This window comes from Pseudomonas putida (genome assembly GCF_030159595.1).
In the GTDB taxonomy this organism is placed as follows: Bacteria; Pseudomonadota; Gammaproteobacteria; order Pseudomonadales; family Pseudomonadaceae; genus Aquipseudomonas; species Aquipseudomonas putida_AC.
Genome location: NZ_BSKJ01000004.1, coordinates 176,300 through 195,340 on the forward strand (window position 1 = coordinate 176,300; position 19,041 = coordinate 195,340).

Genomic DNA, 19,041 nt, shown 5'->3' on the forward strand with positions numbered 1-19,041 from the left:
CCGTTGAGCGATACCGCTGGGCGTTCCGGCGTTAGCGGCGAGAAACCAAAGACCTTATCGTCCCCCCTTGCACAATGACAAGATGGACACAGTGATGAAGTATTTGCGCATGTTATTCGACAATTTCACCCTGGCCTTGCTCGGGGTGGTGCTTATCGCCAGCGTGCTGCCTTGCTCGGGCGACGGCGCGGTGTATTTTGGCTGGCTGACCAACCTGGCCATCGGCCTGTTGTTCTTCCTGCATGGCGCCAAACTGTCGCGCGAGGCGATCATCGCCGGAGCCGGGCACTGGCGCCTGCATCTGCTGGTGTTCTCCTGCACCTTCGTGCTGTTCCCATTGCTGGGCCTGGCGTTCAAACCGCTGTTCGTTCCGCTGGTGGGCAACGAGCTGTACCTGGGCGTTCTGTACTTGTGCGCCCTGCCGGCTACCGTGCAGTCAGCCATTGCCTTTACCTCGCTGGCGCGTGGCAATGTGCCGGCGGCCATTTGCAGTGCGGCAGCGTCCAGCTTGCTGGGCATCTTCCTGACACCGTTGCTGGTGATGATGTTGCTGGGCGCCAGTGGCGACACCGGCTCAGGTCTGGATGCCGTGCTGAAGATCACACTGCAACTGCTGGTGCCCTTCGTAGCTGGGCAGGTTGCACGGCGCTGGATTGGTGCCTGGGTCAAGCGCAACGCGCGCTGGCTGAAGGTTGTGGACCAGGGCTCGATTTTGCTGGTGGTCTACACAGCTTTCAGTGAGGCCGTGGTGACCGGGTTGTGGCACACGGTGTCGCCGCAGCACTTGGCAGGGTTGTTCGCGGTGTGCGGGATTTTGTTGGCGGTGGTGCTGTTCGGCACCCGCCTGCTTGGCAAGGTGCTGGGCTTTGACCTGGAAGACCGTATCACCATCCTGTTCGCCGGCTCCAAGAAGAGCCTGGCGACCGGCGTGCCGATGGCCCAGGTGCTGTTCGTGGGCAGTGGCATTGGTGCGATGATCTTGCCGCTGATGCTGTTCCATCAGATCCAGCTGATGGTCTGCGCGGTGCTGGCGCAGCGTTATGCCAGCCGAGAGCTAGCAACTGAAGAGGCTTCGGTGGCGTCCTGACAGGGCCCTATCGCCGGCAAGCCAGCGCCCACAGGAACTGCACAGGGCTCAGGCCTGTGAGCGTCCTGTGGGCGCTGGCTTGCCGGCGATGGGCTGCAAAGCAGCCCCATTCCTACCTGGCTTGGCCTGAAGCGCGTTCGCGCAGTGCCTTGCCCACCTCGGCCTCGATCTTGTAGGCCGGCCCCTCCAGGTCGTCGTAATTGCGCGTATAGCGCCGGGCGAACTCATCCACGCCCAGTTCCTGATACTGCTGCACATGCTTGAGCTCATGTGCCCACAGGGCCACGTTATCTTCGGCATCTTCGGCATCTTCGGCATCTGCGGCCCGGCGGAAGATGATCGTGTCGATCAGCGTCACAGCGTTCACGTCAGGGTTTTGCAGCAACGCATTGGCTGCGCTCATCTGTTGTTCATCACCCACCCGGAAGCGCGCTGCGTCGAGCACGGCAAAGTCGTACCAGGGCTCGAGTTGCGCCCGGATATGCAGCGGGATTGGCTCGACGCCTTCGGCGGTGGCCTCATCCCTGGCCTGGCGCAAGGCGAACGTCAGGCTGGACGACGCCATGACCTCCACATCCTTGAGAATCTGGCCGGCCTGCCCAGGGTCTATCGGCGCACAAAAACACCCCATCAGGCACACTTGATATTGCCCGGGTGGGCACGCTTGTTCGGCAAGCACAGGCAGCGCCAGCGTGACGCCTAGCAGCAGGCTAATCCGCTTCATGCAGGGCCTTTTCGACAAACTGGCGGCTTGCGTCCAGCACCTGCGACTGAACGTGTTCAGTGGCTAGCATGCGCCCGACCATCAACGCACCGACGCATTGGCTGATCAGTACCCACGCCAATTGCTCATCCTCCAGGGTCGTGCTCCAGGCCTGGTGCAGTTCGACCAGCCAGTGCTCGGCCACTTCACGTACCGGTGCTCCGGCCCGGGCAATTTCCACCCCCAGCGGCGGCAGTGGGCAGCCACCCTCGGCATTGTGCAGGTGGGCCAGGCTCAGGTACTGCTGCAGGCAGCGGCCAAGCCGCTCGCGGCTTGCGCCCGAATTGGCCAGGCGTGCCAAAGGGCTGTTGCACAGCTCCTGGTGCACCACTTCAGTGAACAGGTCGTCTTTTGACGGGAAGTGGTTGTAGAAGGCGCCGCCGGTCAGGCCGATCGCTTTCATCAGCCCGGCCACGCCGGTGCTGGAAAAGCCACCACGCTTGGCCAGCGCGCCGCTGCTGGCCAGCAGCCGCTCGCGGGTTTGCTGTTTATGTTCATTGGAATAGCGCATTCACATGCCTCTGCGGGCGGGCTTGACGATGACCGTGATCTTAACATAGCGTTCGTTTACTAAACGATCATTCACCAATGGAGGCGAGCATGGCAGAACAACAAAAAGTAGTGCTGGTGATCGGTGCGGGCGACGCCACCGGGGGCGAGATTGCCAAGCGCTTCGCCCGGGAGGGCTATGTCGCATGCGTGACCCGGCGCCAGGCGGAAAAGCTGCAACCGCTGCTGGATGAAATACGCGCCGCGGGCGGCCAGGCGCACGGTTTTGGCTCCGATGCACGCAAAGAGGATGAGGTGGCGGCGTTGGTAGAGACCATCGAACGCGATATCGGCCCGATCGACGCTTTTGTTTTCAATATCGGTGCCAATGTGCCTTGCAGTATTCTTGAGGAGACCCCGCGCAAGTACTTCAAGATCTGGGAAATGGCCTGCTTTGCCGGTTTTCTCACCGCTCAAGCGGTTGCCCGGCGCATGGTCCAGCGTGAGCGCGGCACTATCCTGTTCACGGGTGCCACCGCAGGCACCCGTGGTGCGGCAGGTTTCGCGGCTTTCGCCGGGGCAAAGCACGGCTTGCGTGCCCTGGCCCAGAGCATGGCTCGCGAACTGGGGCCGCGGAATATCCATGTCGCGCATGTGGTGGTGGACGGGGCCATCGACACCGCCTTCATCCGCGACAGCTTTCCCGAGCGCTATGCCCTCAAGGACCAGGATGGCATCCTCGCCCCGGCGCACATTGCCGACAGCTACTGGTTCTTGCACGCCCAACCGCGTGACGCCTGGACATTCGAACTGGACCTGCGCCCCTGGATGGAACGCTGGTAAGCCCCTCTCACCAAGCAAGGACCGAGACCCATGCACAAGACTGTCGATTTCTATTTTGACCTGGGCAGCCCGGCCAGCTACCTGGCCTGGACACAACTGCCGGGCCTGTGTGCTCGCCAGGGTGCGACTCTGCGCTACCGGCCAATGCTGCTGGGAGGGGTTTTCCAGGCGACTGGCAATGCTTCGCCGGCCATGATCCCGGCCAAGGGCCGCTACCTGTTCACCGACCTGGCGCGCTTTGCAGCACGTTATGGCGTGCCGTTCGGCATGCCGCCGGGGTTCCCGATCAATACGCTGAGCTTGATGCGCGGCGTGATGGGCATCCAGTTGCATTCACCGGAGCGGTTCGAGTCATTGCTGTCGGCGCTGTTCAATGGGCTGTGGGCGCAGCGCCGCAACCTTGGCGACAGCGCCGTTCTGGATGAAGCATTGACCCAGGCAGGCTTCGATCCGCAGGCGTTTCATGCACTGACGGCTGACAGTGAAGTGAAGGCGGCGCTCAAGCACGCGACCGAGGCGGCAGTGGTGCGTGGCGTGTTTGGTGCGCCGACCTGTTTTGTGGGTGAAACGATGTTCTTTGGGCAGGACCGACTGGATTTTGTCGAGGAGGCGTTGAGTCAAGGGGCTAGCAGCTTTTCCAGCTGAGTGCGTTCCCACAGGCTGAGCAGGTCGACCGGGTTGGTGCCGTAGCGCTGCCAATCTTCGAGCCCGGCTTGCTGGCCGTCCGGGGCCTGGCAGTGAGCGCAATGTGCAAGGCCTTCGGCATCCAGGGCCAACGTCAATCGCCAACCTTGAATGCTCACATCGACCAGGCTATCAGCGTGGCGTGCACCCACTTCAAGTACATGCACGCCCAAGGCTGCGCTGCGCAGGCATTGATAAATGTCGCGCGTGTTCAGCGAAGCCCGTTCCGTCAAGGTCAGAAATTCGCCGGTGTGTTGGCGCTGATGATTTCGGCCTCGTCCGGGCCTATGTTCTTGAAGCTGTGCGGCAGGGTGGTGGGGATGTAGTACCCATCGCCCGAACTCAGCACGCTGACCTGGCCGTCTACCCACAGCTCCACGGTACCCCGGGTGACCAGGCCACATTCTTCGCCCTCGGCGTGCACGATTGGCTCGCCCGAGTCGGCGCCGGGCGCATACAGCTCACGCAGCATACGCATCTGCCGGCCTTCGACACTGGCACCGACCAGCAGCATGCGCAGGCCGTTGCGGCCCAGGTCTGGCTGTTCGCCGCCACGGAATACAAAGCGCTCCTCGCGCACCGGCTCGTCGAAGCTGAAAAACTCCGCCAGGCTCATCGGGATGCCTTCGAGCAGTTTTTTCAGGGAACTGACCGAAGGGCTGACGCGATTCTGCTCGATCTGCGAGATCGTCGAATTGGTCAGCCCGCTGCGACGGGCCAGTTCCCGTTGGGAGAGGTTGTTGCGTTCACGCACCAGTTTGAGTCGCGTCCCCGTGTCCATAGCCGCCTTGTAATCAGAGGTGTCAATAATAATGAGCGATGCGCATTAAAACACACTCTGCGCGCTTGCGCGCTGTGCTTGTCAAAGCCGCTGATCACGCGGCATCGGCCACAGCCCGACCAGCAACAACAGCGCGGCCACGGCCAGGAATGGCAAGCGCGGATCGAGGGCATACACCAAGGTACCAGCCAGCGGCCCGATCACGGCGCCCATGCCTTGTGCCGCGCCAATGGAGCCGGCTGTAGCGCCTTGTTCAGAAGCCTGCATGGCATTGGCCGCCAGCGCTGAGAACGACGGGAAGACAAAACCCATGCCGGCTGCCGCGACGAAGTAGCAAGCCCATAGCCAAGGTGCGGTAGCCGCGAGCGAGCCGCAGGCGAAGCCTATGGCCGAAACCGTGGCGCCTACCCGGATCATTTTCAGCGGCGGCCATTCCAGCTTGCGCAGCAGTATCTGCGACAGCATCAGTGCCACGCCTACGGTCGTCAGCGCGATGCCAGCGGCCTGGGCAGCTTCTGCGGGGCCCAGGTGCAGACGGTCGAGGGCGAAGAAACCGACGACGATCTGCGACACGGTGACACTGAGCATGGCACTGAATGCCACCAGCAAGGGCCGGCGCAGGCGCGGGTCGCTTAGTCGCACCGGGCTGGGAGCATGGCTGTGGGGCAGAGCCTGCGGCTTGAGGGTGAAAAGCAGCACAAGGAAGGCGGTGGCCGGCAGCAGCGACATGATATGAAATGGCAGGCTAAGGCTATGCCGTGCCAGTAGCGCTGCCAGCGCCGGCCCGACCACCAGGCCGACGGCGTTGGCAGCCCCTAGCGAGGCCATGGCCCGCGCGCGCCGTTGCGGTTCGACATGGTCGGCGATCAGTGCGTTGCCGCCCACCGGGATGGCGGCATAGAAGGCGCCGATGCAGCCGCGCGCGACCATCAGGCCGAAGAAGGCCAGGGTCGCCCCTGGCATGAAGCGCAGTGCACCTTCGATGAACAGGCACAGCAGCCAGTAGGCCAGGGTGAAGCCGGCAGTGCCCAGCAGCAGAATGCGCCGGCGGCCCAGGCGGTCTGCAGCACGGCCCCAGGGCCGGGCCAGCAACACCCAGACCACGCCGGCCACCGTTACGGCGGCGCCGGCCTGCCAGGTGGCCATGCCGAGTTGGCGGGCAATCGGGCCGATCAGGGCGACGAAGGCCATCATCGACATGGTACAGGCCATGTTGGCCAGCAGCAGTGGGCGTAAGTCCAGCGTGCTGGCAGGTAGAAGGGTTGCAGGATCCTTTGCGACGTTCATGGGCAGTCCAGGGTAGTGCGGCAAGTAAAAGCCGATCTTATTAAGAATCATTATTGCTTGTCGAACCCCTGGGCAGCTTCAGATCATTCGCTGCGACGCAGGGGGCCAGGCCACATGCTACGCAACACGCCGTCGCGGCGCACCCACGCGTGCATCAAGGCCGCAGCCACATGCACCAGCACCGTGGCGAACAGCAAGTAGCCGGCCCAGCCATGGGCCTCGCGCAGCACGGCATACAGCTGCAGGTTGTGCGGTGCGATGGCGGGCAAGCCCAGTGGGCGAGGGTAGTCGCCGGCCGACAGCATGGCCCAGCCCAGCAGCGGCATGGCCAGCATCAGGCCATAGAGCAGCAGGTGCGAGGCCCCGGCGGCCCAGCGCTGCAGCGTTGGAAGGTCGTGCGGCAGCGATGGATGGGGAACGACCAGGCGTACAGCGATGCGCAGCACCACCAGTACCAGCAGGGCCAGGCCGGTGGCCTTGTGCAGGCCGACAAGCACGGGGTGGCGCAATGACAGGTCGGCGACCATGCTTACGCCGATGAATAACATGGCCAGGATCAACACGGCCATCAACCAGTGCAACAAGCGGGCGAACGGGTGGAAGGCTTCGGGTTTCATGGCTGGGCTCCGGTGCTGAGTGACTCGCGGCTGCGGCGATTGAACGATTCCGAATAGGCGGCGGAACGGGCGGCGAGGATCGGGTCGCCTGACGCTTCGATGCCGCGCGGCAGGATCAGCGGGTCGAAGTTGAGGTCGCGGCAAGCCCCCTGTTCCGGGGCGTCGACCTGTTCCAGCACCAGGGTGCCGGCGTCCACGCTGCGCCGCTCGGCGGGCCAGGGGCGGGCAGGATCGTCCACTGCATCGCCCGGGTCGGCCAGCACCAGGCGCAGTGTCCAGCGCAGTGGGCCTTGGGCCAGTCGCTGCTGCAGGTCGTGTTGCAGGAACTGCTTGTCATCTACCTGGGCGGGTAACGCGGCAAACGCGGTTTGTGGCTCGAGCTGCCAGCGCACCGGGTGGGCCACCCCGGCGGCGTCGATCAGGCTGAAGGCATTGATGCTGTGGTATTGCGTGCTGGCGAAGCTGTCGCTGGGCTTGTAGCTGGCCGCCCATTGGCGAAACGCCGCGCTTTCCGGGTGGGCGGCGAAGAACGCCTGCATCTTGGTTGGGTCCGGTTTGCCGGTGGCCGGATCGGGTGCGCCTGCCAGTACTTGTTCATAGAACCCTTGCGGCGTGCTGATCGCCAACACCGATGGGTTGTTCATGCCGGTGCGCCAGACTTGGCCGTCGTCGGTGCTCAGCTGAATGGCCAGGCTGCGTACTGGTATGCCGGTATCCGGGGCAAACGGGTTGGCACCGCCGATGGCGAAACGGCCGATAACCGGCACGCGCGCCTGGCTGAATACACGCGCGGTGGACAGGTTGGCGGCCTGCCCGCTGGCCTGGAAGTAGCCACTGACGCACAGGCCTTTTGCGTGGTTCTTGCGGTAGCCCGGGTAATGCCCGGCCTGGGCTTCGAAGGTGTCAATGATACGCTGCGGCGTCAGCCGGCTTTCGCCAAGCCAGCCGGCGGCATAAGCAAAGCCGGCGCCTGCGGCCAGCATCACGGCGCCGATGGCGGCCAGGCGCAACGCTTTGGCCGGGCCGTGCAAGGATGAGTTCATGGTCATCGTCCGGTTGGGTGAATGTGCCGGTACGACGGCGCAGGGAAAAACTTATTCCATCGGTGGGAATAGAATTTCCTGGTGGGCGTCTGCCTTTTACACTGACAACCTTAAAGGCCGGGACTTTGCCATGCACGATCTGGACGACCACCAGTGGCGCGAGCTGCTGGCCCGCCTGCGCCGCTTTGCCGTGTGGCTGACCCGCGAGCCGGGCAGCGCCGACGATCTGGTGCAGGCCACGGTCGAGCGGGCCTTGAGCCGGCGCGACCAGCAACGCGACGCCGAGGCGTTGCGGGCCTGGCTGTTTACCATTCTCTATCGCCTTTTTCTCGACGGTAAACGCCGCGACCGGCTGCATGCTCGCTGGCTGTCCTGGTTTGGCCGTGGCGAGCGCGAGGATGAGCCCGTGGGTGGCAACCTGGAGGCCATCGCGTTGGCACAGGCTGACCTTCAGGCGTTTGCCCTGCTAACGGCCGAGCAGCGTGCCTTGTTGCTGCTGGTGAGCATCGAAGGCTTGAGTTACAAGGAGGCCGCCCAGGCCTTGGGCATCCCCATCGGCACTGTGATGTCGCGCCTGTCGCGCGCGCGCAATGCCTTGCGCGAACTGACCGAGGGCACCCCCCAGCCCCCGGCCTTGCGGAGACTGAAATGACGCGCCTGATCCCCAGCGAAGATGAATTGCATGCTTATGTCGATGAGCGCCTGGAGCCTGTGCGCCGGGCCGAGGTGCAGGCCTGGCTGGCGGCCAACCCGCAGGCGGCGGCACGGGTAGAGGGCTGGCGCGCCGATGCCCGTCGGCTGCGAACGGCGCTGGCCGGGTTTGGTGAAATGCCCGGGGCGGCGCAGCTGGACCTTGGGCAGTTGCACCGGCAATTGCGCCAGCGTCGGCAACGCCGTTGGGCCGCGGCAGCGGTGGTGATGCTGGCATTGGGTGTGGGAGGGCTGGGCGGCTGGCAAGTGCGCGATGCGACCCTGGCGCGCGTCGAACTGCCCATGGCCGATGCCGTCCAGGCGCACCGCTTGTTTGCCGACAGTCAGGCGCTGGATATCCAGGCCAGCGACCCGGGGCAGTTGCGCGACTGGCTGGGGCGGCACTTCAATCGCGTGGGTCGATTGCCGGATTTGGCGGGCTATGGCTTCAAACCGGTGGGCGCGCGCTTGCTCAGCAACGAGCAAGGGCCGGCGGCGCTGCTGGTGTTTGAAGATGGCCAGGGGCAGCGCATCAGCCTGTTCCTGCGTTCACCTGGCGAGCTTTATCGGCGCATGCCGGACGGGCAGCGGGTCGATGGCCAGTTGGAGGCGCGGTATTGGTCACATGGGGCTTACAACTTTGCCCTGGTCAGCGCGGCGGACGATGTGCGCGGGGCGGGGGTGGGGGAGGCGTTGCGGTTGGGGTTATAGCAGGCGTTTGCAGGAACACTGTGGGAGCGGCTTTAGCCGCGAACACCGGCGAAGCCGGTGCCATCCACCGCGCTGGCTTCTTCGCGGGTGAACCCGCTCCCACAGGTGCGGTGGTGGCTGCTGATGAGGCTAAACGCCCCTGACGATCAGCTCAGTTCCAGCCAGATCGGCGCATGGTCCGACGGCTTTTCCATCCCGCGCAGTTCATAGTCCACGCCCGCTGCCTTGATCCGTGGTACCAACTGCTGCGAGGCCATGATCAGGTCGATGCGCAGGCCACGCTTGGGGTCGTCCTCGAAACCACGGCTGCGGTAGTCGAACCAGCTGAAGCGGTCGGTGACATCCGGGTAAAGGTGACGGAAGCTGTCGACCAGGCCCCAGCCCTTCAACCGCGCCATCCACTCACGCTCTTCCGGCAGGAAGCTGCACTTGCCGGTCTTCAGCCAGCGCTTGGCGTTGTCCGGGCCGATGCCGATGTCGCAGTCCTGCGGCGATATGTTCATGTCGCCCATCACCAGCAGCGGCTGGTCGTTGCGGAACTGGCCTTCCAGCAGTGCCTGCAGGTCGCTGTAGAAGCGCTGCTTGGCCGGGAACTTGGTGGGGTGGTCGCGACTTTCGCCCTGGGGGAAGTAGCCGTTCATGATGGTGATCGGGCTGCCATCGGCATCGGCGAAGGTGCCCCAGATAAAGCGGCGCTGGGCGTCTTCTTCATCGGTGGCAAAGCCTTTGTGCAGGCTAAGCGGCGCCTGGCGCGACAGCAGGGCCACGCCGTAGTGGCCTTTCTGGCCGTGGTAGTGCACGTGGTAACCCAGTGCCTGCACGTCGGCCAGCGGGAACTGATCGTCGCTGACCTTGGTTTCCTGCAGGCCGATCACGTCCGGCTGGTGCTTTTCGATCAGCGCCGCCAGCTGGTGCGGGCGGGCCCGCAGGCCGTTGATGTTGAAACAGACGATCTTCATCGAAAGACAATCCTGGTAAAAGGCGCGATGCTAGCCGACATCGCCCGTCATCACCAGCGTGGCGGCCAAGCGAACCTGCTGCTAACGTGCTGGTGGGGGTGAACGAAGCGCGCAGGGACCCCTCCAAGGCACTGTACGCCCATTCCAGGAGGTCTGCCCGCAATGCCCGATACCAACGCCGCCCCGGCCCGTGTCTGCCTGCTCGATGATGGTTACAGCCGCGAGGCGCGTTCGCTGCTGTACAACGCCTACCGCCATGAACCCACCTTTGCCTATATTTTCGAGGCTCAGCGCCCAGGATATGAGCGGCGCCTGCGGGTGATGGTACGCGAATGGGTGCGCCAGCATTTCTATCTGCAGTTGCCTGCCATCGGCCTGCTGGTGGAGGATCGCCTGATCGCCCTGGCCCTGATCGTGCCGCCGCTGCGCCGGCTGGGTGTGGCCGACAGCTGGGCCTGGCGCCTGCGCATGATCCTGGGTACGGGCCCGCGCTGCACGCGGCGCTACATGGACTACCAGGCCGCGCTGGCTACCTGCCTGCCCACTGACCAGGTGCATGTACTGCCGTTGTTGGGCGTACACCCGCAGTTCCAGGGCAAGCATTACGGTGAGCAATTGTTACAAGCTGTGCACGACTGGTGTGCGGACGACCCAGGCACCCAGGGTGTGGTGCTGGACACCGGCAATGAGCACTACCTGGCTTTTTACCAGCGTCAGGGTTATGAGGAAATTGGTGAGGTGGCTGTAGGACCCATTCGGGAAAGGGTGTTCTTCCATCCGAATCCGGTCTCTTCAAATTCCGCTTTTGCCTGAACAGGCTGCCAGGCGGCTCCCTTGAGCGCCTGGCTCTGGTAGCATTCGCCGCATGACGTATTCAGGAAGATTGACCTGGGGCCTGGTTTTCTGGGCCGCCAGTTTCGCAGCATGGGGCCAGAGCGAGTTGCTGGTGAAGGTAAAACCGGCCAACAAGGCGCTCAAGGCCAATGTCGAAGGCTATATAGGCACTTTGGGTGACCGCGATGAAGAAGCGCTTTTACGCTTCAGTCGCGGGGCAGAGGAGCAGGCGCGCAAAGCGGCGCAGGCACTTGGCTACTATCAGGCGCAAATCGATACCGAGGTCAAGCCCGCCAGTGACGCTGACCATTCCCCACAACTGATCATCCGCATTGGCCCTGGCGAGCCGATTCGCCTGCGTAACGTGACGGTGCGCATCGAAGGCCCGGCCAGTGAAATGAAGGCCTTCCGCGTTCCCGACAGCAAGGCGTTGCGTGCAGGTGAGCAACTTAACCATGGCCATTACGAGGATGCCAAGCGCCTGATCCAGAACCAGGCATCACGCTACGGCTTCTTCAGCGGCCGCTTTACCCGTCAGCGCCTGGCGGTCGACCCGCAGGCCGGCGTGGCCGATATCGAACTGGTCTACCAAAGCGGACCGCGTTATCGCCTGGGTGCCGTCACCTTCGGTGGTGACACGCCACTGGATGACGACCTGCTGCACCGCATGGTGTCGTTCAAACCGGGCACCCCCTACGATTCTGAACTGATCGCCGAACTGAACAATGACTTGCAGTCGAGCGGCTATTTCGAAGGTGTGCGCGTGGACGCAGCGCCCACCGCCGCTGTGGGCGAAGAAGTCCCGGTGGACGTGCGCCTGGAAACCCGCAAACCCCGCACCATGGGCCTGGGGCTGGGCTTTTCGACCGACGTCGGGCCGCGCGGCAAGGCCAACTGGACCCGCCACTGGGTTAATCCGCAGGGCCACAGCTACGGCTGGGAAACCGAACTGTCGGCGCCTCGACAGAACGTCGGCCTGTGGTACGACATCCCCCTCGACCCGCCGCTGACCGACAAGCTGCGCTTCGCCGGTGGCTACCAGAACGAGGAACTTGCCGGTACCGACACCCTCAGCAAGCTTTTGACGGTGGGCCCCGAGTGGCACAGCAAGCTGCCCAGTGGCTGGCAGCGTGTGATATCGCTCAAGTACCAGCGCGAGGAATATCGCCTGGGTGACGACTCCGGGCTGAGCAACTTGCTCATGCCTGGCATCAGCTATTCCTTCCTGCGCAGTGACAACCGTATTGACCCGCATAACGGCTACCGCCTGCAGTTCGATGTACAGGGGGCCAAGGAAGGGCTGGTTTCCGACACCAACCTGTTGCACGGCAACGTGCTGCTCAAGGGCCTGACCACGCTCGGCCACAACCACCGCTTGCTCGGTCGCGTGCAGTTTGGCGGCAGCGCGACCAATGGCTTCAAGAACAACATTCCACCGTCGCTGCGCTTCTTCGCCGGTGGTGACCAGAGCGTGCGTGGCTACGACTACCAGACCCTATCGCCGAAAAACAGCGACGGCGACCGTATTGGCGGGCGCTACCTGGTGGCCGGCAGTGTCGAATACCAGTATTCGCTGGCCGAGAAGTGGCGGGTTGCGACGTTCATCGACCAAGGCAACTCGTTCAACAACCTGGAGCTGCCCAGCCTCAAGACCGGGGTTGGCTTTGGTGTGCGCTGGGTGTCGCCGGTCGGGCCGCTGCGCCTGGACCTGGCCAAGGCGCTGGATGACGAAGGGGGCATTCGCCTGCACTTTTCCATGGGGCCCGAGCTTTGAAACGTGTAACCAAATACATTCTGTTGGGCTTGCTTGGGGTAGTCGCGAGCCTGGGCTTGGCGCTTGGCCTGCTGTTGGGTACCGAGGCGGGCAGCCGCTGGGTACTGGGCAAGGTGCCTGGGCTTGAAGTGACCGATTTTCAGGGGCGGCTGGTGGGCAGTTGGCAGGCCAGCAGGCTGCGCTGGGCCGATGGTGGCAGCACCGTAGAGGTGCAGGCACCGCTGCTGGCCTGGTCGCCTGTGTGCCTGATGCGTTCCACCCTGTGCATTGACCAGTTGCAGGCACAACGCATCGACATGGTCTTTGCTCCAAGTGCCGAGCCGGCCGACAGTGGCCCGCTGCAGTTGCCCGCGCTGCGCTTGCCGCTGGCCATCGAGCTGGGTGAAGTCAAGGTCGGCCAGCTGCGGTTGGATGGCAGTGACCTGCTGGGCGACTTGCAACTGGCGGCACACTGGACCAGCACCGGCATGCGCATCGACAGCCTGCACTTGCAGCGTGATGACCTGAAACTGGCCCTGCAGGGTGACTTGCAGCCCGAGGGTGATTGGCCGCTCCAACTGCAGGCACAGCTGCAGTTACCTGCAGTAGAGGGCAAGCCCTGGCAGCTGGCGCTGACCGCCACCGGCGATTTGCAGAAGACCCTGAAGCTCGCAGGCACCAGTAGCGGTTACCTCGACGCCACGTTGAGCGGGCAGTTGCAGGCGTTGGCCGAGCACCTGCCAGCGACCTTGCAGGTCCGTTCCGAGGCGTTCAAACCGGCGGGCGCGTTGCCTGACACTTTGCAGTTGAACCAGCTCAAGCTCGATGCCAAAGGTGACTTGCTCAAAGGTTATCAGTTGTCGGGCACGGCCAGCCTGCCGGCTGAACAGTCGCCGATCGCCTTGGCCTTGTCCGGCCTGGTCGACAGTAAAAGCGCCAGGCTCGATGCCCTGGAATTGACCGCCAGTGACAGCCAACGGGTCAAGCTGCAAGCCACGGCCAACTGGCAGCAAGGCCTGAGCGCCGATGCGCAACTGGACTGGCAGGACTTCGCGTGGTTGCGCCTGTATCCACTGGAGACGCCGCCCCAGGTTACGCTCAAGCGCTTCAATACCCAGGTGCATTATCGCGATGGCAATTATCAGGGAACCTTCAAGGGCGACCTCGACGGCCCAGCGGGGGCATTCAGCGTGGCCAGCCCGTTCGAAGGTGACCTGAGTCAGGTGAAGCTGCCACAGTTGGCGCTGACCGCCGGCCAAGGCAAGGCCGCCGGCAGTGTCGCCGTGCGTTTTGCCGACACGCTGGCCTGGGATGTCGACTTGCAGCTTTCGGCGCTTGACCCTGCCTATTGGCTGGCCGAACTGCCGGGCACGCTGGCAGGGCCGCTGCGCAGCAAAGGCGAGCTGAAAGGCGAGGCGCTCACCCTTGACGCCCAACTTGACCTGAAAGGCCGTCTGCGTGGCCAGCCGGCAGTGCTCAAGGCCGAGGCGCAGGGGGCAGGGCAGAGCTGGACGCTCGGCGCACTGGCTATCCAGCTGGGTGACAACCGCATCAACGGCAGTGGCAGTTTGCAGCAGCGCCTGGCGGGGCGAGTCGACCTCGACTTGCCGCGCCTGGGCCAGCTGTGGCCAAGGCTGCAAGGCCAGGTCAAGGGTCGGCTGGATGTCGCCGGCACCTTGCAGGCCCCGCAAGGCACGCTGACCCTGCAGGGCCAGCGCCTGGCCCAGGCCGAAAACCGGCTGCAACAACTGGACCTGGATGCCCGCCTGGACAACGCCCAGCGCGGGGTGATCGAGCTCAAGGCCACTGGCATCCATTTGGGTGATACGGCATTGGGTTCGCTGCAGGCCAATGGCAAAGGCGACATTCGCCAGCAAGCCATGACCCTGGCGCTGGATGGCCCGCAACTCAAGCTCGACCTTGGCGTGGATGGCCAGTTGAGCAAGGGCGACTGGCGTGGGCGCCTGGCCAGCGGGCGCATCCAGGCTGGTGGCCAGGACTGGCAGTTGCAAGCACCGGCACGCCTGCAGCGCCTGGCGAGCGGCCAACTGGATTTCGGCGCCCATTGCTGGCGCTCCGGCCAGGCCAGCCTGTGTGGTGACGACCAGCGCCTGGCGCCTGAGCCGCGCCTGCGCTATCACCTCAAGCAGTTCCCGCTCGACAGCTTGGCTCAATGGCTGCCAAAGGACTTCGCCTGGCAAGGCCTGCTCAATGCCGATATCAACCTGGATATCCCGGCCAGTGGCCCTAAAGGCAGCATTGTCATTGATGCCAGTGGCGGCACCTTGCGCGTGCGGGACAAAGGCCGTTGGGTCGATTTCCCTTACCAGGCCCTGCGTGTGGACAGCACGTTGGCCCCACGGCGCATCGATACCCGGCTGGCCTTCCGTGGTGAGCGCCTGGGCGAACTGAGCGTCAACACCCGGCTCGACCCGCTGGGCAAGAACAAGCCTCTGTCCGGTGACTTCCGCCTGGCCGGGCTGGACCTGTCGGTAGCCCGTCCGTTCGTACCGATGGTCGAACGCCTGGCCGGGCAGCTCAATGGCAGTGGCCGGCTTTCTGGTACGTTGCTGGCGCCGCAGGTCAACGGCAACCTGATGCTCAGTGGTGGCGAAGTCAGCGGCGCCGAGCTGCCGGCCAGCCTTCAGGACTTGTCATTGCAGGCGCTGATTGCCGGCGAGCAGGTGCAGCTCAACGGCAACTGGCGCAGTGGTGAGGCAGGGCGTGGCCAGTTGAGCGGCAACCTCACCTGGGGCCAGGCGCTGGGCATGGACGTGCGCTTGCAGGGCCAGCAATTGCCGGTCACGGTCGAGCCCTATGCCACGCTGGAGGTTGCTCCGGACCTGACCTTGCGCCTGATCGACGACAAGCTGGCGGTTACCGGCAAGGTACAGGTGCCCAAGGGCAAGATCACCGTTCGCGAGCTGCCACCGTCCACCGTCAAAGTGTCGGATGACACGGTCATCGTCGGCCACCAGACGGAAGAAGGCAAACCACCCATGGCAATGGCCATGGACATCGACGTCGAAGTGGGGCGCGACAAGTTGTCGTTCAGTGGCTTTGGCCTGACCGCCAACCTGCTTGGCCATGTGCACATCGGCGATAACCTCGACACGCGTGGCGAACTGAGCCTGGCAGACGGCCGCTACCGCGCTTACGGCCAGCGCTTGACCATCCGCCGTGCGCGGCTGCTGTTCGCCGGCCCGATCGACCAGCCGTACCTGGATATCGAAGCCATCCGCACGGTTGACGATGTGATTGCCGGTATCCGCCTGAGCGGCAGTGCCGAGCAGCCGACCACCAAAGTGTTCTCGGAACCGGCCATGAGCCAGGAGCAGGCGCTGTCATACCTGGTATTGGGGCGGCCATTGGGCACTTCTGGCGAAGACAACAACATGCTCGCCGAGGCGGCCTTGGGCTTGGGCCTGGCGGGTAGCGCCGGCATTACCGGCAGCCTGGCTTCGAGCCTTGGGATTGACGATTTCCAGCTGGACACCGAGGGCTCGGGCAACGCGACCAGCGTGGTCGCCAGCGGCAATCTCACCGAGAAGCTGAGCCTGCGTTACGGCGTGGGCGTGTTTGAGCCTGCCAACACCATTGCGTTGCGTTACAAGCTAAGCAAGAAGGTGTACCTGGAAGCAGCCAGCGGGCTGGCCAGCTCTCTGGACATTTTCTACAAGCGCGATTTCTGAAGGGGGAGCGGGGCGGCCGTCAACGGACGGTGGCGGCCTCGATGAACTCATTGGTGTCGGGTGAGGGCGGCGGGGCGGGAGCACGTACCGGGACAATCAGGCTGGTGTATTCCTCGATCAGCCGGTTCAGTGCCTCGGGTGGTTCGCTGGCCTGGAACTGCATGCGTATCTGTACTTCGTCAGGGTCACGGCTGTCACCCTGGCGGCCCTGGCCGCCGATCGTGACCTTGAAGCTGGCGGCCTTGTTCTCACTTGACGTCAGCAGTGCCTGTTGCGCTTCAGTACCTTTGACCCGCACCGACAGGTCGACCTGCATACGCTCCAGGGCCAGGCCCTTGGGTGACACCAATGCAAACAGAGGAACGCGCATGATGTGCTGGCCGTCCATCGCCACCTCGACCATCTTGGCTTTCATGGGGGCGCCCAACGCCTCGGTGTCGCATTCGAAAAACTGGTCGAACAGGTTGATGTACTGCTGTGCAATCAAGCTGTTGGTGGCGCTGGCGGCTTCTTGCAGGCCACGCGTGATTTCGCGCAGGTCGATGGAGGTCATGGGGGCGGGGGGCTTTTGCAACGATTCGACTCCTCAAGCCAGGTGGTGCCCCTCCCGTTGCGGGCAGCAGGGGCTATCGAGTGAAGCTCAAATGCCTTACGGGACCGGCGGGCCTTCAGGCTTGGGCCCTTTCAGGGTATCTGCCTGGGAAATCTCGTCCGGGCTTTCCAGTGCGGCGGTTCTGACAACGGTTGGCTTGGTCGCGGCGTCCGTCAGGAACTCGATCACCCTCATCATCGCTTCGGGCGGCTCCTGGCGCTTCAGGGTGGTGTTAAAGGCATAGCGGGCGCGTGTATCCGTCTTGCGGGTTTGCGTGGACTTGTGGCTGACGCTGCCTTTCACATTCAGCTTGAACGGCCCCCAGCCCAGTGAGCCGGTCGCTTCTGCGTTCATGTCCTTGCTGGATGTATCTTCCGACATCTGGTTGATCACCAGTTCGAACTCTACGTTGCCCTCTTCGATAGAGATGTTCGGGTGGGTAATGGCTGCCAGCAGCGGCACTTTCATGGTCTTGCTGACCACGCCTTTGTATTCGCCCTGTTCATCGACGATGGTTTCGTCGTAGTCGAACTGGATGGCGACCGCCTTGCCATCCTGGACGCACACCTGCATCAGGAAGTCGGCGTACGATTTGCTGGCAGTTACCTGCGCCTGGACCATGGCCTGCAGGGGGCCGGCGATCATGCGGTCCATCGGCAGGGCATTGATGACGGAGCCAATAAGGCTGTTGTCTATCGACATATCGGGATGCTCTTTCTAGTGGGGTAAGGAAGCCGCCAATGGCGGCCACGGAACAGGGGTGTCAGCGAGCGCAAGGCTCCTGGCGACGGATGTTGCCGATCTGGCGCAGGCTCAGACCGTACTTGTTGGCCAGCAGGCTGCGGGACAAGCCGTTGGCGCTTTCCTTCTGGATCTGCTGGTTGCGCAGCTGGCGCAGGAAGTGGTCAGCTTTGGGGATCTCCAGGGCGACCCCGGCAAAGCGCTTGATCAGCGCGTCGAGCGCATCCGCCGGCAGCACGTCGGCGAGCTTGGTACGCTCGCGGTGCTTGGGGATGTACTTGGGCCTGCCACCAAAGGCGCAGGTCAGCTGGTAGGCGTTTTCGATGCCGATGCAGTCGATCAGGGCCTGTAACGAGTGGGGCAGTTGGCTGATATCGATCTGGCTCAAGTCTGGCATTTGCATATGGCGCTCCTTCGGGATGGGTGGGATGTGCGACCCGATCACCCGCGGCGGTATGTCGAAGGTGTGAGCAAATTCTGTGCGACAGCCAAGGCGCATCGCTAGGCGGCATAGGGGTTGAGGGTTGTAGCTTCGGTGAACAGGTTTTGCAGGCAGCGATATCCGGCGCTGTAGGAAATGGCATCGACATTTGGCTGTGCCTGGTGATTTCTCATCTGGTCATTCCCATTGTTGCGGGATGGGGCCGGCAACCCTCACTCGCACGGATAGCTGCTCAGCAGGCTGGCGCTACTCAGGTAGGCTTGAGGGGTGGCGTGCATGCCTTGGGGCAATGTGCGCCAATCAACCAGCAGGCACAGCGCATGCAGCGGTTGGCCGTTGCGCTGGCCAATGACCTGGCCGGCAAAGGTGCGGCGGTACAGGGCCTGGGTCTGTCGCAGCGCCTGTACCTGGTCGGCCTGGGCCAGGGTTTGTCGGGCCAGGTCGGGTAACCGGGCCGTAGGCACGCTGAAATGCACCGGCGCAGCATGGGCTTGCAGGTACCCGGCCTGACGCACGCGTTGCCACAATTGTTGCCATTGGCTGCTACCCGCATGGGCGGCCAGCGCGCGACCCAGTTCGAGCAGGTGCTCGGTGGGTGTCTGCCGGGTGTCCAGCGCATGAAGGGAAACGGGGGTCAGAAACAGCGAAGCGAACAGCAGGGGTTTGTACATGGTGCCTCCGGCATGGGTGCTTGGGAGCCTCATGCTTTCAGGCTGGCTCCGCCCCACCCAGCAGGAAATGCAGCGCCGGGGGCGGTGGCCGTTGTATCATTGCCGCGGCTCGTTGCGAGCCATTTGCCCCTGATGTTGCAAGGAACCTTCGATGACACATGTGCAGCGCCTGAAATATTCCCTTTTGATCATCCTGGTTGTACTGGGCCTGATGCTGGGCCTGTCCCACCTGCAGAAGCAGGGCACGATCAGTGAGCAGACCTTCCAGATGCTGGCCATTGCCATTGCTGTGGTGGTCGTGGTTATCAATGGCATCCTGCGGCGCAAGGTCAAGCCCTGACCTGTGCGGGCCGGCCAGGTCT

The 19,041-nt window shown here is 63.6% G+C and carries 21 protein-coding genes; 9 read left to right on the top strand and 12 right to left on the bottom strand.

Translation table 11 applies throughout. The annotated features are described in order from the left end of the window. Nucleotides 1–94 precede the first annotated feature (94 nt). Nucleotides 95–1,087 (top strand): bile acid:sodium symporter family protein, encoded by a 993-nt coding sequence (locus tag QQL85_RS10715; protein ID WP_434482129.1) that lies wholly within the window; start codon nucleotides 95–97, stop codon nucleotides 1,085–1,087. 112 nt (nucleotides 1,088–1,199) lie between these two features. Here QQL85_RS10715 and QQL85_RS10720 read toward each other — a convergent pair whose 3' ends face one another. Together QQL85_RS10720 and QQL85_RS10725 are read right to left on the bottom strand one after the other, a co-directional pair. Further along, the gene (locus tag QQL85_RS10720) at nucleotides 1,200–1,811 is read right to left on the bottom strand and encodes an eCIS core domain-containing protein (protein WP_284353759.1); all 612 of its coding nucleotides are present in this window, start codon (nucleotides 1,809–1,811) and stop codon (nucleotides 1,200–1,202) included. Continuing rightward, entirely contained in the window at nucleotides 1,798–2,361 is a 564-nt protein-coding gene (locus tag QQL85_RS10725) for a TetR/AcrR family transcriptional regulator (RefSeq protein ID WP_284353758.1), read from the bottom strand. Before QQL85_RS10725 ends, QQL85_RS10720 begins: the two co-directional genes overlap by 14 nt. Nucleotides 2,362–2,450: 89 nt before the next feature. Between QQL85_RS10725 and QQL85_RS10730 the strand changes: the two genes are divergently transcribed. Next, entirely contained in the window at nucleotides 2,451–3,182 is a 732-nt protein-coding gene (locus QQL85_RS10730; RefSeq protein ID WP_284353757.1) for an SDR family oxidoreductase, read from the top strand. 30 nt (nucleotides 3,183–3,212) lie between these two features. Next, on the top strand, nucleotides 3,213–3,827 hold the full coding sequence (locus tag QQL85_RS10735; protein WP_284353756.1) for a 2-hydroxychromene-2-carboxylate isomerase: 615 nt from the start codon (nucleotides 3,213–3,215) through the stop codon (nucleotides 3,825–3,827). On the opposite strand, the gene QQL85_RS10740 is transcribed toward QQL85_RS10735, so the two are convergent. The 5 genes from QQL85_RS10740 to QQL85_RS10760 all read right to left on the bottom strand — a co-directional run bounded on the left by QQL85_RS10740 (nucleotide 3,800) and on the right by QQL85_RS10760 (nucleotide 7,600). After that, complete coding sequence (locus QQL85_RS10740; RefSeq protein WP_284353755.1) at nucleotides 3,800–4,099, bottom strand: DUF7693 family protein; 300 nt, start codon at nucleotides 4,097–4,099, stop codon at nucleotides 3,800–3,802. The genes QQL85_RS10735 and QQL85_RS10740 overlap by 28 nt on opposite strands. Nucleotides 4,100–4,101: 2 nt before the next feature. Next, complete coding sequence (locus QQL85_RS10745; RefSeq protein WP_016500000.1) at nucleotides 4,102–4,647, bottom strand: cupin domain-containing protein; 546 nt, start codon at nucleotides 4,645–4,647, stop codon at nucleotides 4,102–4,104. An 81-nt stretch (nucleotides 4,648–4,728) separates the two neighbouring features. Beyond that, nucleotides 4,729–5,934 carry an MFS transporter gene (locus QQL85_RS10750; RefSeq protein ID WP_284353754.1) on the bottom strand — a complete coding sequence of 402 codons (1,206 nt, stop codon included), beginning with the start codon at nucleotides 5,932–5,934 and terminating at the stop codon, nucleotides 4,729–4,731. Between the two features lie 83 nt (nucleotides 5,935–6,017). After that, nucleotides 6,018–6,551 carry a cytochrome b gene (locus tag QQL85_RS10755; RefSeq protein ID WP_284353753.1) on the bottom strand — a complete coding sequence of 178 codons (534 nt, stop codon included), beginning with the start codon at nucleotides 6,549–6,551 and terminating at the stop codon, nucleotides 6,018–6,020. Continuing rightward, a complete protein-coding gene (locus QQL85_RS10760; RefSeq protein WP_284353752.1) occupies nucleotides 6,548–7,600 on the bottom strand; it encodes a catalase family peroxidase in 1,053 nt (350 codons plus the stop codon). Before QQL85_RS10760 ends, QQL85_RS10755 begins: the two co-directional genes overlap by 4 nt. A 124-nt stretch (nucleotides 7,601–7,724) precedes the next feature. Between QQL85_RS10760 and QQL85_RS10765 the strand changes: the two genes are divergently transcribed. Beyond that, nucleotides 7,725–8,246: a sigma-70 family RNA polymerase sigma factor gene (locus QQL85_RS10765; RefSeq protein WP_284353751.1), complete on the top strand. Its 522-nt coding sequence runs from the start codon at nucleotides 7,725–7,727 to the stop codon at nucleotides 8,244–8,246. After that, nucleotides 8,243–8,995, top strand: coding sequence for an anti-sigma factor family protein (locus QQL85_RS10770; protein ID WP_284353750.1), 753 nt, complete (start codon nucleotides 8,243–8,245; stop codon nucleotides 8,993–8,995). Before QQL85_RS10765 ends, QQL85_RS10770 begins: the two co-directional genes overlap by 4 nt. Before the next feature lie 146 nt (nucleotides 8,996–9,141). Here QQL85_RS10770 and xthA read toward each other — a convergent pair whose 3' ends face one another. Next, nucleotides 9,142–9,954, bottom strand: coding sequence for an exodeoxyribonuclease III (xthA, locus tag QQL85_RS10775; RefSeq protein ID WP_284353749.1), 813 nt, complete (start codon nucleotides 9,952–9,954; stop codon nucleotides 9,142–9,144). A 162-nt stretch (nucleotides 9,955–10,116) separates the two neighbouring features. Between xthA and QQL85_RS10780 the strand changes: the two genes are divergently transcribed. From QQL85_RS10780 to QQL85_RS10790, 3 genes are read left to right on the top strand one after another with little or no spacing between them, the layout of a single operon-like run. Continuing rightward, complete coding sequence (locus tag QQL85_RS10780) at nucleotides 10,117–10,767, top strand: GNAT family N-acetyltransferase (RefSeq protein ID WP_019097051.1); 651 nt, start codon at nucleotides 10,117–10,119, stop codon at nucleotides 10,765–10,767. A gap of 52 nt (nucleotides 10,768–10,819) precedes the next feature. Further along, a complete protein-coding gene (locus tag QQL85_RS10785; protein ID WP_284353748.1) occupies nucleotides 10,820–12,562 on the top strand; it encodes an autotransporter assembly complex protein TamA in 1,743 nt (580 codons plus the stop codon). Beyond that, nucleotides 12,559–16,233, top strand: coding sequence for a translocation/assembly module TamB domain-containing protein (locus tag QQL85_RS10790; protein ID WP_284353747.1), 3,675 nt, complete (start codon nucleotides 12,559–12,561; stop codon nucleotides 16,231–16,233). The genes QQL85_RS10785 and QQL85_RS10790 overlap by 4 nt, the downstream gene beginning before the upstream one ends. A gap of 19 nt (nucleotides 16,234–16,252) precedes the next feature. Here QQL85_RS10790 and QQL85_RS10795 read toward each other — a convergent pair whose 3' ends face one another. The 4 genes from QQL85_RS10795 to QQL85_RS10810 form a co-directional block, all read right to left on the bottom strand. Then, nucleotides 16,253–16,807 (bottom strand): DUF2589 domain-containing protein, encoded by a 555-nt coding sequence (locus QQL85_RS10795; protein WP_284353746.1) that lies wholly within the window; start codon nucleotides 16,805–16,807, stop codon nucleotides 16,253–16,255. A gap of 75 nt (nucleotides 16,808–16,882) precedes the next feature. Then, on the bottom strand, nucleotides 16,883–17,527 hold the full coding sequence (locus QQL85_RS10800; RefSeq protein ID WP_019097047.1) for a DUF2589 domain-containing protein: 645 nt from the start codon (nucleotides 17,525–17,527) through the stop codon (nucleotides 16,883–16,885). A 61-nt stretch (nucleotides 17,528–17,588) separates the two neighbouring features. After that, complete coding sequence (locus QQL85_RS10805; protein ID WP_284353745.1) at nucleotides 17,589–17,969, bottom strand: Mor transcription activator family protein; 381 nt, start codon at nucleotides 17,967–17,969, stop codon at nucleotides 17,589–17,591. A gap of 251 nt (nucleotides 17,970–18,220) precedes the next feature. Next, a complete protein-coding gene (locus QQL85_RS10810; protein WP_284353744.1) occupies nucleotides 18,221–18,679 on the bottom strand; it encodes a hypothetical protein in 459 nt (152 codons plus the stop codon). Between the two features lie 151 nt (nucleotides 18,680–18,830). Here QQL85_RS10810 and QQL85_RS10815 point away from each other — a divergent pair, with 151 nt between their 5' ends. Then, complete coding sequence (locus QQL85_RS10815; RefSeq protein ID WP_003248064.1) at nucleotides 18,831–19,019, top strand: hypothetical protein; 189 nt, start codon at nucleotides 18,831–18,833, stop codon at nucleotides 19,017–19,019. Nucleotides 19,020–19,041 lie beyond the last annotated feature (22 nt).

Bases quoted from the DNA above. Each gene is read 5' to 3' on its own strand.
- QQL85_RS10745 (WP_016500000.1), bottom strand. From the start codon at position 4,647: ATGGACACGGGGACGCGACTCAAACTGGTGCGTGAACGCAACAACCTC.
- QQL85_RS10815 (WP_003248064.1), top strand. From the start codon at position 18,831: ATGACACATGTGCAGCGCCTGAAATATTCCCTTTTGATCATCCTGGTT.
- QQL85_RS10785 (WP_284353748.1), top strand. From the start codon at position 10,820: ATGACGTATTCAGGAAGATTGACCTGGGGCCTGGTTTTCTGGGCCGCC.
- QQL85_RS10725 (WP_284353758.1), bottom strand. From the start codon at position 2,361: ATGCGCTATTCCAATGAACATAAACAGCAAACCCGCGAGCGGCTGCTG.
- QQL85_RS10715 (WP_434482129.1), top strand. From the start codon at position 95: ATGAAGTATTTGCGCATGTTATTCGACAATTTCACCCTGGCCTTGCTC.
- QQL85_RS10735 (WP_284353756.1), top strand. From the start codon at position 3,213: ATGCACAAGACTGTCGATTTCTATTTTGACCTGGGCAGCCCGGCCAGC.
- QQL85_RS10760 (WP_284353752.1), bottom strand. From the start codon at position 7,600: ATGACCATGAACTCATCCTTGCACGGCCCGGCCAAAGCGTTGCGCCTG.
- QQL85_RS10755 (WP_284353753.1), bottom strand. From the start codon at position 6,551: ATGAAACCCGAAGCCTTCCACCCGTTCGCCCGCTTGTTGCACTGGTTG.
- QQL85_RS10780 (WP_019097051.1), top strand. From the start codon at position 10,117: ATGCCCGATACCAACGCCGCCCCGGCCCGTGTCTGCCTGCTCGATGAT.
- QQL85_RS10750 (WP_284353754.1), bottom strand. From the start codon at position 5,934: ATGAACGTCGCAAAGGATCCTGCAACCCTTCTACCTGCCAGCACGCTG.
- QQL85_RS10800 (WP_019097047.1), bottom strand. From the start codon at position 17,527: ATGTCGATAGACAACAGCCTTATTGGCTCCGTCATCAATGCCCTGCCG.
- QQL85_RS10720 (WP_284353759.1), bottom strand. From the start codon at position 1,811: ATGAAGCGGATTAGCCTGCTGCTAGGCGTCACGCTGGCGCTGCCTGTG.
- QQL85_RS10765 (WP_284353751.1), top strand. From the start codon at position 7,725: ATGCACGATCTGGACGACCACCAGTGGCGCGAGCTGCTGGCCCGCCTG.
- xthA (WP_284353749.1), bottom strand. From the start codon at position 9,954: ATGAAGATCGTCTGTTTCAACATCAACGGCCTGCGGGCCCGCCCGCAC.
- QQL85_RS10805 (WP_284353745.1), bottom strand. From the start codon at position 17,969: ATGCAAATGCCAGACTTGAGCCAGATCGATATCAGCCAACTGCCCCAC.
- QQL85_RS10810 (WP_284353744.1), bottom strand. From the start codon at position 18,679: ATGTACAAACCCCTGCTGTTCGCTTCGCTGTTTCTGACCCCCGTTTCC.
- QQL85_RS10770 (WP_284353750.1), top strand. From the start codon at position 8,243: ATGACGCGCCTGATCCCCAGCGAAGATGAATTGCATGCTTATGTCGAT.
- QQL85_RS10730 (WP_284353757.1), top strand. From the start codon at position 2,451: ATGGCAGAACAACAAAAAGTAGTGCTGGTGATCGGTGCGGGCGACGCC.